Below are 13,791 nucleotides of genomic sequence, written 5' to 3' on the forward strand. Positions count from 1 at the left end.
AAGTTATGGCAAAAAGAGATTTAAAATATACAAGAAACATCGGAATTATGGCGCACGTAGATGCTGGGAAAACCACAACTACGGAGCGTATTCTTTATTATACAGGAATTAGCCATAAAATAGGTGAGGTTCATGATGGTGCAGCCGTTATGGATTGGATGGAGCAAGAGCAAGAAAGAGGTATTACCATTACTTCTGCTGCAACAACTGCTTCATGGACTTATTTAGACAAAGAATATAAGCTTAATATTATTGATACACCAGGTCACGTTGATTTTACTGTAGAGGTAGAGCGTTCATTGCGTGTTTTGGATGGTGCAGTTGCATTATTTTGTGCTGCATCAGGTGTTGAACCACAATCGGAAACGGTTTGGAGACAAGCTGATAAGTACGGTGTGCCAAGAATTGGTTTCGTAAATAAAATGGACCGTGCAGGTGCAGATTTTTTAGGAACTGTAAAGCAAATTAAGGAAAGATTAGGAGGTACGCCAGTTCCTCTTCAATTACCAATTGGTTTTGAAGAAACATTTAAAGGTGTTGTTGACCTTATTGTAAACAAAGCATTTGTTTGGAATGAGGAAGATTTAGGAATGACTTGGACAGAAGTTCCTATCCCAGAGGATATGTTGGAGCAAGTTGAGGAATACAGAAACTACCTTATTGAAACTGTAGCTGAGTCTGATGATGCTTTGATGGAGAAGTTTTTCGAAGATCCAGAATCAATTTCTGAAGAAGAAATGATGATTGCGATTAGAAAATCTACAATAAGCATGGCAATTACCCCAATCATGTGTGGTTCTGCATTCAAAAATAAAGGTGTTCAAACACTTTTAGATGCGGTTATGGCATTCTTGCCTTCACCTTTGGATGTTGAAGCAATCGAAGGAACTAACCCAAATACTGGGGAGATGGAGAAGAGAAGACCAACTATTGAAGAGCCAATGTCAGCATTAGCATTCAAAATTGCTACTGATCCATTCGTAGGTCGTTTATGTTTCATTAGAACTTACTCAGGACAAATTCCTGCTGGTTCTTATGTATTCAATACACGTACTAACAAAAAAGAGCGTATCTCTCGTTTGTTCCAAATGCACTCAAGTAAACAAAATTCAATAGAAATGTTGGATTGTGGTGATATCGGAGCAGCAGTTGGATTTAAAGATATTCGTACTGGTGATACTTTATGTGATGAAAAACATCCTATCGTATTGGAGTCAATGTCTTTCCCAGTTCCAGTTATTGGTATCGCTATCGAGCCTAAAACAAAGGCTGATGTTGATAAACTTTCAATTGGTTTGAATAAATTAGCTGAAGAGGATCCAACATTCCAAATTACATCAAATGATGACTCAGGACAAACGATTATCTCAGGAATGGGAGAATTGCACCTTGAGGTTCTTATTGAGCGTTTAAAGCGTGAGTTTAAAGTTGAGGTGAACGAAGGTGAACCACAAGTTTCTTACAAAGAACAAATTTCTGCTGAAGTAGAACATAGAGAGACATACAAAAAGCAATCTGGTGGTCGTGGTAAATTTGCTGACATTGTTGTTAGAATTAGCCCACAGACGGACGATGAAAAAACAGGTTTAGAATTCATTAATAGCATTAAAGGTGGTAACGTTCCTCGTGAATACATTCCATCAGTTCAAAAAGGTTTTGAAACTGCTATGAAAAATGGTGTTCTAGCTGGTTATCCTATGGATTCTTTAAAAGTAGAATTGTTAGACGGATCTTTCCACGCAGTCGATTCAGATTCTCTATCGTTTGAGGTAGCAGCAAAAATGGCTTATCGTCATGCTGTTCCTAAAACAAAGCCACAACTTCTTGAGCCAATTATGAAGCTTGAAGTTGTTACTCCAGAAGAAAATATGGGGGATGTTGTAGCGGATTTAAATAGAAGACGTGGACAAATGCAAGGAATGGATGATCGTTCAGGAGCAAAAGTTGTGAAAGCAATCGTTCCACTTTCAGAAATGTTTGGATATGTTACTACTTTGAGAACACTTTCATCAGGTCGTGCTAACTCAACAATGGAGTTTTCACACTACGATGTTTGTCCAAAGAACATTGCGGACGAAGTTGTCGCAAAAATTAAAGGAAATGTCAACGCTTAATCTATAAGTAATGAGTCAGAAAATTAGAATAAAATTAAAGTCATACGATTACAACTTGGTTGACAAGTCAGCTGAGAAAATCGTTAAAACAGTAAAAACAACTGGAGCTGTTGTTAGTGGACCAATTCCTCTTCCAACGCACAAGAGAATTTATACTGTATTAAAGTCACCACACGTTAACAAAAAAGCACGTGAGCAGTTCGAATTATGTTCTTACAAGAGATTGTTAGATATCTATAGTTCGTCTTCAAAAACTGTTGATGCTCTAATGCGTTTAGAGTTACCAAGTGGTGTTGATGTAGAAATTAAAGTTTAATTATAATTAAGAAAGAATGCCAGGAATTATTGGAAGAAAAGTCGGAATGACTAGTGTCTACAGTGTCGAGGGTAAGGCAACACCATGCACAGTGATAGAAGCTGGTCCTTGTGTAGTAACACAGGTTAAAACAAGTGACAGAGATGGTTATGATGCCATCCAACTTGGTTTTGGAGAGCGTAAAGAAAAAAACACTCCTAATGCCTTGAAAGGTCACTTTAAAAAAGCAAATACTACTCCTAAGAGTGATTTAGTTGAGTTCGATGGTTTCGAGCAAGACTTAAAAGCTGGAGAAGTAGTTAATGCAGCAATGTTTGTCGAAGGTGAGTTAGTTAATATCTCAGGAACTTCAAAAGGTAAAGGTTTCCAAGGTGTTGTAAAACGTCACGGATTTCATGGATCTGAAACTTCTCACGGTCAAAAGAGCATGAGAAGAGCTCCAGGATCTATCGGGATGGCTTCAACGCCAGGTCGAGTTTTCAAAGGGAAGAAAATGGCGGGTCAAATGGGTAACCATAGAGTTACTATTGAAAACCTTGAGGTAATTAAGGTTCTTGCCGACAAAAACATTATAGTAGTTAAAGGTTCTATCCCAGGAGCTAAAGGTTCAACAGTAATAATTGAGAAGTAATGGAAGCAAAAGTATTAGATACAAAAGGTAAAGCTACTTCAGACAAAGTAACATTGTCTGATTCAATTTACGGAATTGAACCAAATGACCACGCAATTTACTTAGATGTAAAGCAATACTTGGCGAATCAACGTCAAGGAACGCACAAGTCTAAAGAAAGAGCTGACATCACTGGAAGTACTAGAAAAATTAAAAAGCAAAAAGGAACAGGTACAGCACGTGCTGGTTCTATTAAGAGTCCAATCTTTAGAGGTGGAGGTCGTGCTTTTGGACCACGTCCAAGAAACTACCGTTTCAAACTTAACATTAAGTTGAAAAGAGTAGCGAGAAGATCTGCATTGTCTCTTAAGGCGAAAGAAGAGAATATTTTAATTCTTGATGGACTTAAGTTTGACACACCAAAAACAAAAGAGTTTTTATCAGTTTTGACAGCGTTGAAATTGGAGAATGAGAAAGTATTGTTTGTTGTTGGAAATGAAAGCGATAATGCTTACAAATCAGCAAAAAACCTTAAGAACACTAAAATTGTTTCTGCTGACTCACTTAACACTTACGATGTGTTGAATGCAAGAAAAGTTGTAATTGCAAAAGATGCAGTTGACGTAATTGAAAAGATTTTAAACTAATTGGTGATGAACACAATTATTAAAAAACCTCTTATTACAGAAAAGGCTACTATGGATAGCGAAATGAACAATCGTTTCACTTTCGTAGTAGACCATAGAGCTAATAAGATTGAAATTAAAAAGGCCGTCGAGAACATGTATGGCGTATCAGTGGAAGCTGTTCGCACCATGAATTATGGCGGTGGAAAACCCTCTGTTAAATTTACTAACAAAGGTATCGTTGAGCAGCGCAGTAGCAAATTCAAAAAAGCTATTGTAACTGTTGCAGAAGGAGAGACGATTGATCTGTTTACTAATGTTTAATTAATTAAAAGAAATGAGTCTTAAAAAATTCAAGCCTACAACTCCAGGGCAGAGACACAAACTCATCAGTGATTATTCTGAAATTACGACGTCAAGTCCAGAAAAGTCCCTACTAGCTTCTAGAAAGAAGTCAGGTGGACGTAACAATTCTGGTCGTATGACAATGCGTTATATCGGAGGTGGTCACAAGCAGAAGTACCGTATTATCGACTTTAAAAGAGATAAAGCGGATATTCCTGCTACAGTTAAAAGTATTGAGTACGATCCAAATCGTACAGCAAATATTGCTTTACTTTTCTACAAAGATGGTGAGAAGCGTTACATTATTGCGCCGGAGGGATTAGAAGTTGGGGACACTGTTTTGTCTGGAAAGAATGCTACACCTAATACAGGTAATGCGATGTATATCGCTGACATTCCTCTAGGAACAACTGTTCATAATGTTGAGATGACACCTGGAAAAGGTGGTGTTATAGCACGTGGTGCTGGAACATCTGCTCAACTTATAGCTAGAGAAGGTAAATTTGGTATTTTAAAAATGCCATCAAGTGAAGTTCGTATGATCTTAACTACTTGTTTAGCTTCTATCGGTGCGGTATCGAACCACAATCACAGTTTGTCTGTTTCTGGTAAAGCGGGTCGTTCAAGATGGTTAGGCCGTCGTCCTCGTGTTAGAGGGGTAGTGATGAATCCTGTAGATCACCCAATGGGTGGTGGTGAAGGTCGTCACTCAGGTGGACATCCAAGATCGCGTAATGGTATTCCTGCAAAAGGATACAAAACACGTTCTGCTAAGAAATATTCAGATAAGTTTATCATCGAGAAAAGAAAGAAATAGGATATGAGTAGGTCATTAAAGAAACCACCATTTGTGCACTATAAGTTAGTGCAAAAAGTGGAAACAGCACAGTCCTCAAAATCTAAGAGTGTAATTAAAACTTGGTCTCGTGCCTCTACAATTACTCCTGATTTTGTTGGATTCACAATAGCAGTACACAATGGTAATAAATTTATACCAGTGTTTTGTACTGAGAATATGGTAGGGCATAAATTTGGAGAATTCGCACCAACGCGTAGCTTCAGAGGACATGGCGGTAATAAAAAAGACAAAAGAAGATAACTAAAACTTCAGATCATGGGTGCTAGAAAAAGAATTAAAGCCGATAAAAGAAAGGAAGAAAATAAGTTGATCGCTTTTGCATCACTTAATAATTCCCCTATTGCTCCAAGAAAAATGAGATTAGTTGCTGATCTTGTTCGTGGAGTAGAAGTAAATAAGGCGCTAAATATACTACAACATAATCCAAAGGAAGCTTCAAAAAGCCTCTCAACGTTATTGCGTTCAGCAATTGCAAACTGGGAAGCGAAAAACGAAGATAAAAGCTTGGAAGATGAAGAGTTAATTGTGAAAACTATTGAAGTTTCACAAGCCGGAATGTTGAAGAGAATTCAACCAAGGGCTCAAGGTAGAGCGAATAGAATTAGAAAACGATCCAACCACGTACGTATAGTTGTGGACGGAGTTAAAAATTAGGAAATGGGACAAAAAACTAATCCAATAGGAAATAGATTAGGTTACATCCACGGTTGGGATTCCAACTGGTACGGAGGATCTAACTATGCGGATAAAATTGTTGAGGACGATAAGATTAGAAAATACTTAAATGCCCGTTTATCACGTGCTAGTATTTCTAAAATTATTATCGAAAGAACTTTAAAGTTGGTTACAGTTACTATCAATACTTCACGTCCAGGAGTGATTATTGGTAAAGGTGGTCAAGAGGTAGATAAGCTGAAAGAAGAGTTAAAGAAGTTGACAAACAAAGAAATCCAAATCAATATATTTGAGATCAAACGTCCAGAATTGGATGCTCATTTAGTTGCGGATAACATTGCACGTCAAATCGAAGCACGTATCTCTTTCAGAAGAGCTATCAAAATGTCAGTTGCTTCTACTATGAGAATGGGTGCAGAAGGAATCAAAGTTAAGATATCTGGTCGTTTGAACGGAGCTGAAATGGCACGTGACGAGATGTATAAAGATGGAAGAACTCCATTGCATACATTTAGAGCAGATATTGATTATGCATTAGCTGAAGCTCACACAACTTACGGTCGTATCGGTATTAAGGTATGGATTTGTAAAGGTGAGATCTTTGGTAAACGTGATCTTTCACCTAACATTGGGCTTGAGTCTCAAAAGAAAGGTGGTCGCCGTGGCGGTCCTAAGAGAAAGAAAAAATAATTAATACTTAAAAAGTACTGAAAGATGTTATCACCAAAGAAAACCAAATTTAGAAAAGCGCAGAAGGGAAGAAACACAGGAATTGCTCATAGAGGAAGTACTGTTGCTTTTGGATCTTTTGGACTAAAAACCTTGGAACCAGCATGGATTACATCCAGACAAATCGAAGCTTCACGTATCGCCGTTACTCGATTCATGAAGAGAGAAGGTAAAGTTTGGATTCGTATTTTTCCAGATAAGCCTGTTACGTCTAAACCTGCAGAGGTGCGTATGGGTAAAGGGAAAGGTGCACCAAGTCACTGGGTTGCTGTTGTTAAGCCAGGACGTATTTTATTTGAAGCAGATGGAGTGTCTTACGAAACAGCAAAAGAAGCTCTTCGTTTAGCAGCACAAAAGCTTCCTGTAAAATGTAAATTCGTTACACGTAACGATTATGTAGTTCCAGGAAAATAATAAAACAAATGAAACAAGAAGAAATCACTCAATTGTCCCTAAACGATCTTAAAGATCGTCTTGACACAACAACTGAAAAAATTGGTAAAATATCGTTGACACATAAAGTGTCTCCTTTAGAGAATCCAATGCAAATTAAGTCGCTGAGAAAGACAATCGCAAGATTGAATACGGAATTGACTAAAAGAAACAAGCAAGCTTAAGCTCGCAATTTAGAAAATGCCTTGATATGGAAAATCAACATTTAAGAAAAGAAAGAACTGGTGTTGTAACTAGTGATTTGATGGAGAAATCTATCGTAATTACAGTTGAACGAAAAGTAAAACACCTGAAATATGGTAAATTTATTAAAAAATCTACTAAATTTGTAGCCCACGACGAAAAAAACGACTGTAACATAGGTGATACAGTTCGTATACGTGAGTGCCGACCTTTGTCTAAGACAAAGAATTGGAGATTAGTAGAAATTTTAGAAAGAGCCAAATAATCATTAAGAAATGATACAACAAGAATCAAGACTTGCAGTAGCCGACAATAGTGGCGCTAAAGAAGTATTGTGTATCCGAGTTCTCGGAGGTACAAAACGTCGTTACGCTTCTATTGGAGATAAAATAGTGGTTTCTGTCAAGAGCGCAATGCCCTCTGGTAATGTCAAAAAAGGACAAGTAGCTACGGCTGTGGTAGTAAGAACGAAAAAAGAAATCCGTCGTCCTGATGGGTCTTATATTCGATTCGATGATAATGCTGTTGTTATATTAAACACAGCAAATGAAATGAGAGGAACTCGTATTTTTGGACCAGTAGCAAGAGAGCTACGTGATAAGAATTACATGAAGATTGTTTCATTAGCACCTGAAGTGCTTTAAAACTTTAAGATCATGCAAAAGAAATTACACATAAAAGTAGGTGACACCGTAAAAGTTATTAGCGGTGAGCATCGTGGTCAGGACGGAAAAGTCCTATCAATAGACAGAAATAAAGAGCGCGTGCTTGTGGAAGGTGTCAACGTTGTAAAACGTCACACTAAACCAGATGCAGCGAACCCTCAAGGTGGTATTGTGGAGAAAGAAGCGGGACTCCATATATCCAACCTCATGCTTGTTTTCAATAACGAACCAACGAGAATTGGTCGTAAGAAAAACAAGGATGGAAAGCTAGTTCGATTCGCTAAGAAATCAGGAGAAGAAATTAAGTAATGAGTTATACACCAAGACTTAGAAAGCAGTACAAAGAGGAAGTAGTTCCTGCTTTGCAAGAACAGTTCGGTTTCAAATCTGTAATGCGTGTACCAAGAATTGAGAAAATTATTTTATCTCAAGGTATTGGAGAAGCAGTTGCTGATAAGAAAATCATTGATGGAGCAATCGAAGATATTACTGCAATTACAGGACAAAGACCTATTGCGACAGTTTCAAAGAAAGACGTTTCTAACTTTAAGTTAAGAAAAGGAATGCCAATTGGAACTAAAGTTACTCTTCGTGGAGATAACATGTATGAATTTTTAGATAGACTGATTTCAGTTGCTCTTCCTCGTACACGTGACTTCAAAGGAGTACCGGCAAGAGGTTTTGATGGACGTGGTAATTTTAATATGGGAGTTAAAGAACATATTATTTTCCCGGAAATCGATATCGATAAAGTAAATAAAATTTTAGGAATGGATATTACATTTGTTACTTCAGCAGATACTGACGAAGAAGCAAAAGCGTTATTAGACGCGTTCAAATTTCCGTTTACAAAAAAGTAAGAAAATGGCAAAAGAATCAATGAAAGCGCGTGAGCGCAAAAGAGAAGCGATGGTCGCTAAGTATGCTGATAAGCGTAAAGCGCTTAAGGATGCTGGTGACTGGGAAGGTCTTCAAAAATTGCCAGCTAATTCATCAAAAGTTAGATTGCACAATCGTTGCAACCTAACTGGTCGTCCAAGAGGTTATATGAGACAATTTGGACTTTCAAGGGTGACTTTTAGAGAAATGGCTCTTTCTGGTAAAATACCAGGAATTAAAAAAGCAAGTTGGTAATCTTATAGTTTAGAAAATATGAATACAGATCCAATAGCAGATTTTTTAACTCGCATCAGAAATGCGAGCAGTGTAACTAAGAAAGTTGTTGAAATGCCATCTTCAAACACTAAGGTAGCAATGGCGAAAATTCTTTTTGAAAAAGGATATATCGCTAACTATAAAGTTGAAGAGGACGATAAACAAGGAGTAATTAAGATTGCACTTAAATATAATCCATCGACGAGAGTACCTGCAATTACGAAATTGCAACGTGTATCATCTCCAGGATTAAGAAAGTATAGTAATTCAAAAGAATTGCCACGTGTATTAAACGGTTTGGGAATCGCAATTATATCTACATCAAAAGGTTTGATGACAGATAAAGAAGCGAGAGTACAAAAAGTTGGTGGTGAAGTTCTTTGTTACGTTTATTAATTTTAAAAGTAGTAATAAGCAATGTCAAGGATAGGTAAATCCCCAGTAAGTATCCCGAGTGGAGTAGAAATTAAAATGGATGGACAACTCGTGACAGTGAAAGGCCCTAAAGGTGAGATAACTCATCTATTAGATCCAGAAATCACTGCTCAAATCGAGAATGATACGATCACATTTAACCGCGCATCAGACGCCCCAGCAACACGTGCTAAACACGGTCTTTCAAGATCTTTGGTTAGTAATATGGTTCAAGGAGTATCGGAAGGGTTTAAGAAGGTATTAGAAGTAATAGGAGTTGGTTTTAGAGCTGAGGCTCAAGGTCAAATGCTGACAATGTCAGTAGGGCATTCTCACCCTATTGTTTTCGAAATTCCGCAAGAAGTTAAGGTATCTGCAGAAACCGCAAAAGGTAAACCACCAGTTGTGACTTTAGAGTCATTTGATAAACAACTGTTAGGACACGTAGCAGCCAAAGTTCGTTCCTTCCGTAAACCTGAACCATACAAAGGAAAAGGTATCCGCTTCCAAGGGGAGTATGTAAGAAGAAAAGCAGGTAAAGCCGCAGGTAAATAACCTTAAACTTAAGAAAAAATGGCATTTAGTAAAATAGCTAGAAGAGCTAAAATTAAAAAACGTATCCGTAAGAATTTGACGGGTACTGAGACACTTCCAAGATTGACTGTGTACAGAAGTAATAAGCAAATTTACGCACAGGTAATCAACGACTTGAAAGGAGAGACTTTAGTTTCTGCTTCATCTCAAGGACAAAAAGAATGTGAAAACCTTCCGAAGATCGATCAAGCAAAATATGTTGGTAAATTAATTGCTGAAAAAGCGATTAAAGCGAACATTGAAGCTGTGAAATTTGACCGTAATGGTTATTTATATCATGGTAGAGTAAAATCACTTGCTGATGGAGCAAGAGAAGGCGGACTAAAACTTTAAGAAAATGGCAGCAAATATTAATAATCGCGTTAAACCAGCTGACTTAGAACTTGTAGACAAGTTAGTAGGAATTAATAGAGTTACAAAGGTAACTAAAGGTGGGCGTACGTTCAGTTTCTCTGCAATCGTAGTGGTTGGTAATGAAAACGGAATTGTAGGTCAAGGATTAGGTAAAGCAAATGAAGTAACTGAAGCAATTTCTAAAGGAATTGATGATGCGAAAAAGAACTTAATTCGTGTTCCAATCATTAACAATACTGTGCCACACACACAGAAAGGTAAATTTAGTGGAGCAAGAGTTTTACTCAAGCCAGCATCAGAAGGTACAGGTGTTATTGCAGGAGGTGCAATGCGTGCTGTATTAGAAAGCGCTGGAATCCATAATGTTTTGGCAAAATCGCAAGGTTCATCAAACCCACAAAACGTAGTTAAAGCAACAATCGATGCATTGTCTCAAATGAGAGACGCATTCTCTGTAGCTAAACAACGTGGTATTACCATGGATCAAGTGTTTAACGGTTAATATAATTTATAATGGCAAAGACAGTAAAAATTAAACTTGTAAGAAGTGCTATTAACCGAACACAACGTCAAAAAGACACGGTAAAAGCATTAGGATTAAGAAGAATGAATCATACAATCGAAAAGGAAGCAACTCCTCAAGTTATGGGTATGATCGCTAAAGTTCAACACTTAGTTGAAGTAGTTGAGTAAAACATAAAAACTGAAAAGCAATGAGTTTAAATAATTTAAAACCAGCTAAGGGTTCTACACATCACCAGCGCCGAATCGGAAGAGGACAAGGTTCAGGATATGGAGGAACTGCTACGCGTGGTCATAAAGGTGCTAAATCAAGATCTGGTTATAGTAAGAAAGTCGGATTTGAAGGTGGACAGATGCCACTTCAAAGACGTGTACCTAAATATGGTTTTACGAATATTAATAGAGTAGAATACAAAGCAGTTAATCTGGATGTAATTCAAACTTTAGTAGATCGTAAAAATCTTACAGAAATCAATCCTGAAGTACTACGTCAAAATGGGCTATTAGGAAATAGAGAATTAGTTAAAATCCTTGGAAGAGGTGAACTAAAAGCAAAAATTAGCGTTTCTGCTCACAAGTTTTCGACTACTGCGAAAGCAGAAATTGAGTCGAAAGGTGGTGATTGTTCAGAAATCTAATTAAATTTGCAAACTATTTTACCCAGATGAAGAAACTAATAGAGAATATAAGTAATATTTGGAAAGTTGAAGAGCTAAGGAAAAGGTTATTAATAACCTTTTCTTTAATTCTCGTTTTCCGAATCGGATCGTTTATTGTTTTACCAGGTGTTGATAGTTCTAAGCTGGCAACAGATGGAGCTGACGCAGGTACTATTGAAGGCCTTTTAGGTTTGCTTTCTGGAGGAGGATTTACTAATGCCTCTTTTCTGGCGTTGGGAATTATGCCTTACATTTCTGCCTCTATTATTATGCAGTTAATGGGAATGGCTGTTCCAGCGGTTCAAAAGATGCAACAGGAAGGTGAAAGTGGTCGTAAACGTATAAATAATTATACGCGTATCTTGACCATTATCATTTGTGCTGTTCAAGCGCCTGGGTATTTATCACTTTATGTTGCAGGTAAGAATGCAATTCCTGAAGCATTTATTAATTCACCTTTGTGGTGGACACAATCTGTATTAGTACTTGTTGCTGGTGCAATGTTCGCTGTTTGGTTAGGTGAAAGAATAACTGACAAAGGAGTTGGTAATGGTATTTCATTATTAATTACAGTAGGGATTATCGCTCGACTGCCACAATCATTTGTTGCAGAAACAGCACAACACTCTTTCTTAATTGTAATAATTGAAGTTATTGTTTTCATGCTTATTGTAATGGTTACCGTATTAATTGTTCAAGGTGTTCGAAAGATCCCAATGAATTATGCAAAACGTGTAGCTGGTGCAAGAGGTGGAGCAGTGGATGCGCAAGGTGCACGTTCTTATTTACCAATTAAGGTAAATGCTTCTGGTGTAATGCCAATCATCTTTGCTCAGGCAATTATGACGGTTCCTGTAATGTTTATCGAAAAGCAGTTCGGAATTTTCGGATTGTGGTACAATCTTGTATTGTTTATCTTAATTATCGTGTTCACGTATTTCTATACAGCGATAATGATAAATCCTAAGAAGATGGCTGACGATATGAAAAGAAATGGAGGATTTATCCCTGGCGTAAGACCTGGTGATGAGACTGCTAGTTACATCGATAATTTAGTGTCTAAGATAACACTTCCTGGATCTGTATTTTTAGCGTTAATTGCTATTATACCTGCAATTGCAGTACAGTTCGGAGTAGGTGATGGATTTGCACTCTTCTTTGGTGGAACATCTCTATTGATTATGGTGGGAGTTGTTTTGGATACTTTACAACAAATAGAATCCTATTTACTAAACCGTCACTATGATGGATTAATGGAAGGAACTAAAATTAGAGGACGTCGTACGCAAGGCGAAATGTCTGGAATGTAATTTATACTATAATAAATGGCTAAACAGCAATCAATAGAACAAGACGGTACGATTATAGAGTCATTATCAAACGCAATGTTTAGAGTTGAGTTAGAAAATGGTCACATAATCACCGCGCACATATCGGGAAAGATGAGGATGTATTACATCAAGATTCTACCTGGAGATCGTGTCAAAGTAGAAATGTCTCCTTATGATCTAACAAAAGGGAGAATCACATTTAGATATAAATAAGTGAGCGTTTGAAACGCATAAATAGAAAGTAAAATGAAAGTAAGAGCTTCAGTAAAAAAGCGATCGGAAGATTGTAAAATCGTAAAACGAAAAGGAAGAGTTTACGTTATAAACAAAAAAAATCCGAAGTTAAAACAACGACAAGGATAAGATAATTGTAAAAGTTATGGCGAGAATTGCAGGAATAGATCTACCAAAAAATAAGAGAGGTGTTATTGGATTAACATATATCTTCGGTATAGGACGTAGCATGTCAAAAGAGATTTTAAAAGCTAATAGTATTGACGAGAACATCAAAGTTCAAGACTGGGATGATGACCAAATTGGTCTTATTCGTACTACTATTAACGAAATTAAAGTTGAGGGTGCATTGCGTTCAGAGGTTCAATTAAACATCAAACGTTTAATGGATATAGGTTGTTATAGAGGTGTTAGACATAGATCTGGATTACCTTTAAGAGGACAACGTACTAAGAACAACTCTAGAACAAGAAAAGGTAGAAGAAAAACTGTTGCAAACAAGAAAAAAGCAACTAAATAATTAGTATTTAATATGGCAAAGTCTAATCAAAAGAAGAAGAAAAATGTTAAAGTAGATGCTATTGGTGAAGCGCATATCCAAGCTACCTTCAACAATGTCATTATTTCTTTAACCAATGCACAAGGTCAAGTTATTTCTTGGTCATCTGCAGGAAAAATGGGCTTCAAAGGATCTAAAAAGAACACTCCTTATGCTGCACAAGTGGCTGCAGAAGAGTGTGCTAGAGAAGCGCATGACTTCGGATTACGTAAGGTAAAAGTATTTGTAAAAGGGCCTGGTTCTGGAAGAGAATCAGCGATCCGTGCAATACACAACTCAGGAATTGAGGTAACAGAAATTAATGATGTTACTCCATTACCACACAATGGTTGTCGTCCTCCGAAACGTAGAAGAGTATAATTTTATAAACAACAAGAGGAGTCACACTGGCGAA

The 13,791-nt window shown here is 37.2% G+C and carries 27 protein-coding genes; all 27 read left to right on the forward strand.

All coding sequences use genetic code 11. From position 1 onward, the window contains the following. Positions 1-5: 5 nt before the first annotated feature. The 27 genes from fusA to rpsK are packed head-to-tail and all read left to right on the forward strand — an operon-like array spanning position 6 to position 13,757. Positions 6-2,114: an elongation factor G gene (gene fusA / locus ERX46_RS14375; protein WP_130094565.1), complete on the forward strand. Its 2,109-nt coding sequence runs from the start codon at positions 6-8 to the stop codon at positions 2,112-2,114. Positions 2,115-2,124: 10 nt separating this feature from the next. Continuing rightward, complete coding sequence (gene rpsJ, locus ERX46_RS14380) at positions 2,125-2,430, forward strand: 30S ribosomal protein S10 (protein WP_107038327.1); 306 nt, start codon at positions 2,125-2,127, stop codon at positions 2,428-2,430. Between the two features lie 16 nt (positions 2,431-2,446). Continuing rightward, positions 2,447-3,061, forward strand: a complete 615-nt coding sequence (gene rplC / locus ERX46_RS14385) for a 50S ribosomal protein L3 (RefSeq protein WP_130094566.1) — start codon at positions 2,447-2,449, stop codon at positions 3,059-3,061. Then, complete coding sequence (gene rplD / locus ERX46_RS14390; protein ID WP_130094567.1) at positions 3,061-3,687, forward strand: 50S ribosomal protein L4; 627 nt, start codon at positions 3,061-3,063, stop codon at positions 3,685-3,687. Before rplC ends, rplD begins: the two co-directional genes overlap by 1 nt. 6 nt (positions 3,688-3,693) lie before the next feature. Beyond that, a complete protein-coding gene (gene rplW / locus ERX46_RS14395; protein ID WP_130094568.1) occupies positions 3,694-3,990 on the forward strand; it encodes a 50S ribosomal protein L23 in 297 nt (98 codons plus the stop codon). A 13-nt stretch (positions 3,991-4,003) separates the two neighbouring features. Then, positions 4,004-4,828: a 50S ribosomal protein L2 gene (gene rplB / locus ERX46_RS14400; RefSeq protein WP_130094569.1), complete on the forward strand. Its 825-nt coding sequence runs from the start codon at positions 4,004-4,006 to the stop codon at positions 4,826-4,828. Between the two features lie 3 nt (positions 4,829-4,831). Then, positions 4,832-5,110, forward strand: a complete 279-nt coding sequence (rpsS, locus tag ERX46_RS14405; RefSeq protein ID WP_130094570.1) for a 30S ribosomal protein S19 — start codon at positions 4,832-4,834, stop codon at positions 5,108-5,110. A gap of 15 nt (positions 5,111-5,125) precedes the next feature. Next, the gene (gene rplV / locus ERX46_RS14410) at positions 5,126-5,524 is read left to right on the forward strand and encodes a 50S ribosomal protein L22 (RefSeq protein WP_130094571.1); all 399 of its coding nucleotides are present in this window, start codon (positions 5,126-5,128) and stop codon (positions 5,522-5,524) included. A gap of 3 nt (positions 5,525-5,527) precedes the next feature. Further along, on the forward strand, positions 5,528-6,235 hold the full coding sequence (rpsC, locus tag ERX46_RS14415) for a 30S ribosomal protein S3 (protein WP_130094572.1): 708 nt from the start codon (positions 5,528-5,530) through the stop codon (positions 6,233-6,235). A 24-nt stretch (positions 6,236-6,259) separates the two neighbouring features. Further along, positions 6,260-6,688, forward strand: coding sequence for a 50S ribosomal protein L16 (gene rplP / locus ERX46_RS14420; protein ID WP_130094573.1), 429 nt, complete (start codon positions 6,260-6,262; stop codon positions 6,686-6,688). 8 nt (positions 6,689-6,696) lie between these two features. Beyond that, the gene (gene rpmC / locus ERX46_RS14425; RefSeq protein WP_130094574.1) at positions 6,697-6,891 is read left to right on the forward strand and encodes a 50S ribosomal protein L29; all 195 of its coding nucleotides are present in this window, start codon (positions 6,697-6,699) and stop codon (positions 6,889-6,891) included. A 26-nt stretch (positions 6,892-6,917) separates the two neighbouring features. Further along, positions 6,918-7,175 carry a 30S ribosomal protein S17 gene (gene rpsQ, locus ERX46_RS14430; RefSeq protein ID WP_109359105.1) on the forward strand — a complete coding sequence of 86 codons (258 nt, stop codon included), beginning with the start codon at positions 6,918-6,920 and terminating at the stop codon, positions 7,173-7,175. A 10-nt stretch (positions 7,176-7,185) separates the two neighbouring features. Next, positions 7,186-7,554, forward strand: coding sequence for a 50S ribosomal protein L14 (rplN, locus tag ERX46_RS14435; RefSeq protein ID WP_130094575.1), 369 nt, complete (start codon positions 7,186-7,188; stop codon positions 7,552-7,554). 12 nt (positions 7,555-7,566) lie between these two features. Next, positions 7,567-7,884: a 50S ribosomal protein L24 gene (gene rplX, locus ERX46_RS14440; protein ID WP_130094576.1), complete on the forward strand. Its 318-nt coding sequence runs from the start codon at positions 7,567-7,569 to the stop codon at positions 7,882-7,884. Next, on the forward strand, positions 7,884-8,435 hold the full coding sequence (gene rplE / locus ERX46_RS14445; protein WP_130094577.1) for a 50S ribosomal protein L5: 552 nt from the start codon (positions 7,884-7,886) through the stop codon (positions 8,433-8,435). The genes rplX and rplE overlap by 1 nt, the downstream gene beginning before the upstream one ends. 4 nt (positions 8,436-8,439) lie before the next feature. Beyond that, positions 8,440-8,709, forward strand: coding sequence for a 30S ribosomal protein S14 (gene rpsN, locus ERX46_RS14450; protein ID WP_130094578.1), 270 nt, complete (start codon positions 8,440-8,442; stop codon positions 8,707-8,709). Between the two features lie 18 nt (positions 8,710-8,727). Beyond that, positions 8,728-9,126: a 30S ribosomal protein S8 gene (gene rpsH, locus ERX46_RS14455; RefSeq protein ID WP_130094579.1), complete on the forward strand. Its 399-nt coding sequence runs from the start codon at positions 8,728-8,730 to the stop codon at positions 9,124-9,126. A gap of 21 nt (positions 9,127-9,147) precedes the next feature. Continuing rightward, positions 9,148-9,699, forward strand: coding sequence for a 50S ribosomal protein L6 (gene rplF, locus ERX46_RS14460; RefSeq protein ID WP_130094580.1), 552 nt, complete (start codon positions 9,148-9,150; stop codon positions 9,697-9,699). Between the two features lie 18 nt (positions 9,700-9,717). After that, positions 9,718-10,071: a 50S ribosomal protein L18 gene (rplR, locus tag ERX46_RS14465; protein ID WP_130094581.1), complete on the forward strand. Its 354-nt coding sequence runs from the start codon at positions 9,718-9,720 to the stop codon at positions 10,069-10,071. A 4-nt stretch (positions 10,072-10,075) separates the two neighbouring features. Further along, complete coding sequence (gene rpsE, locus ERX46_RS14470) at positions 10,076-10,594, forward strand: 30S ribosomal protein S5 (RefSeq protein WP_130094582.1); 519 nt, start codon at positions 10,076-10,078, stop codon at positions 10,592-10,594. An 11-nt stretch (positions 10,595-10,605) separates the two neighbouring features. Then, positions 10,606-10,785: a 50S ribosomal protein L30 gene (gene rpmD / locus ERX46_RS14475; protein ID WP_130094583.1), complete on the forward strand. Its 180-nt coding sequence runs from the start codon at positions 10,606-10,608 to the stop codon at positions 10,783-10,785. A 20-nt stretch (positions 10,786-10,805) separates the two neighbouring features. Further along, positions 10,806-11,252 carry a 50S ribosomal protein L15 gene (gene rplO, locus ERX46_RS14480; RefSeq protein ID WP_130094584.1) on the forward strand — a complete coding sequence of 149 codons (447 nt, stop codon included), beginning with the start codon at positions 10,806-10,808 and terminating at the stop codon, positions 11,250-11,252. 26 nt (positions 11,253-11,278) lie between these two features. Next, on the forward strand, positions 11,279-12,583 hold the full coding sequence (secY, locus tag ERX46_RS14485; RefSeq protein WP_130094585.1) for a preprotein translocase subunit SecY: 1,305 nt from the start codon (positions 11,279-11,281) through the stop codon (positions 12,581-12,583). A gap of 15 nt (positions 12,584-12,598) precedes the next feature. Further along, the gene (gene infA / locus ERX46_RS14490; protein WP_101334173.1) at positions 12,599-12,817 is read left to right on the forward strand and encodes a translation initiation factor IF-1; all 219 of its coding nucleotides are present in this window, start codon (positions 12,599-12,601) and stop codon (positions 12,815-12,817) included. A 33-nt stretch (positions 12,818-12,850) separates the two neighbouring features. Then, a complete protein-coding gene (gene ykgO / locus ERX46_RS14495; protein ID WP_109359093.1) occupies positions 12,851-12,967 on the forward strand; it encodes a type B 50S ribosomal protein L36 in 117 nt (38 codons plus the stop codon). Between the two features lie 16 nt (positions 12,968-12,983). Further along, on the forward strand, positions 12,984-13,358 hold the full coding sequence (rpsM, locus tag ERX46_RS14500) for a 30S ribosomal protein S13 (RefSeq protein ID WP_130094586.1): 375 nt from the start codon (positions 12,984-12,986) through the stop codon (positions 13,356-13,358). Positions 13,359-13,370: 12 nt separating this feature from the next. Continuing rightward, entirely contained in the window at positions 13,371-13,757 is a 387-nt protein-coding gene (gene rpsK / locus ERX46_RS14505) for a 30S ribosomal protein S11 (protein ID WP_107038305.1), read from the forward strand. Positions 13,758-13,791: the final 34 nt, after the last annotated feature.

The sequence above is a fragment of the Brumimicrobium glaciale genome (assembly GCF_004152935.1).
Taxonomy (GTDB): Bacteria; Bacteroidota; Bacteroidia; order Flavobacteriales_D; family Crocinitomicaceae; genus Brumimicrobium; species Brumimicrobium glaciale.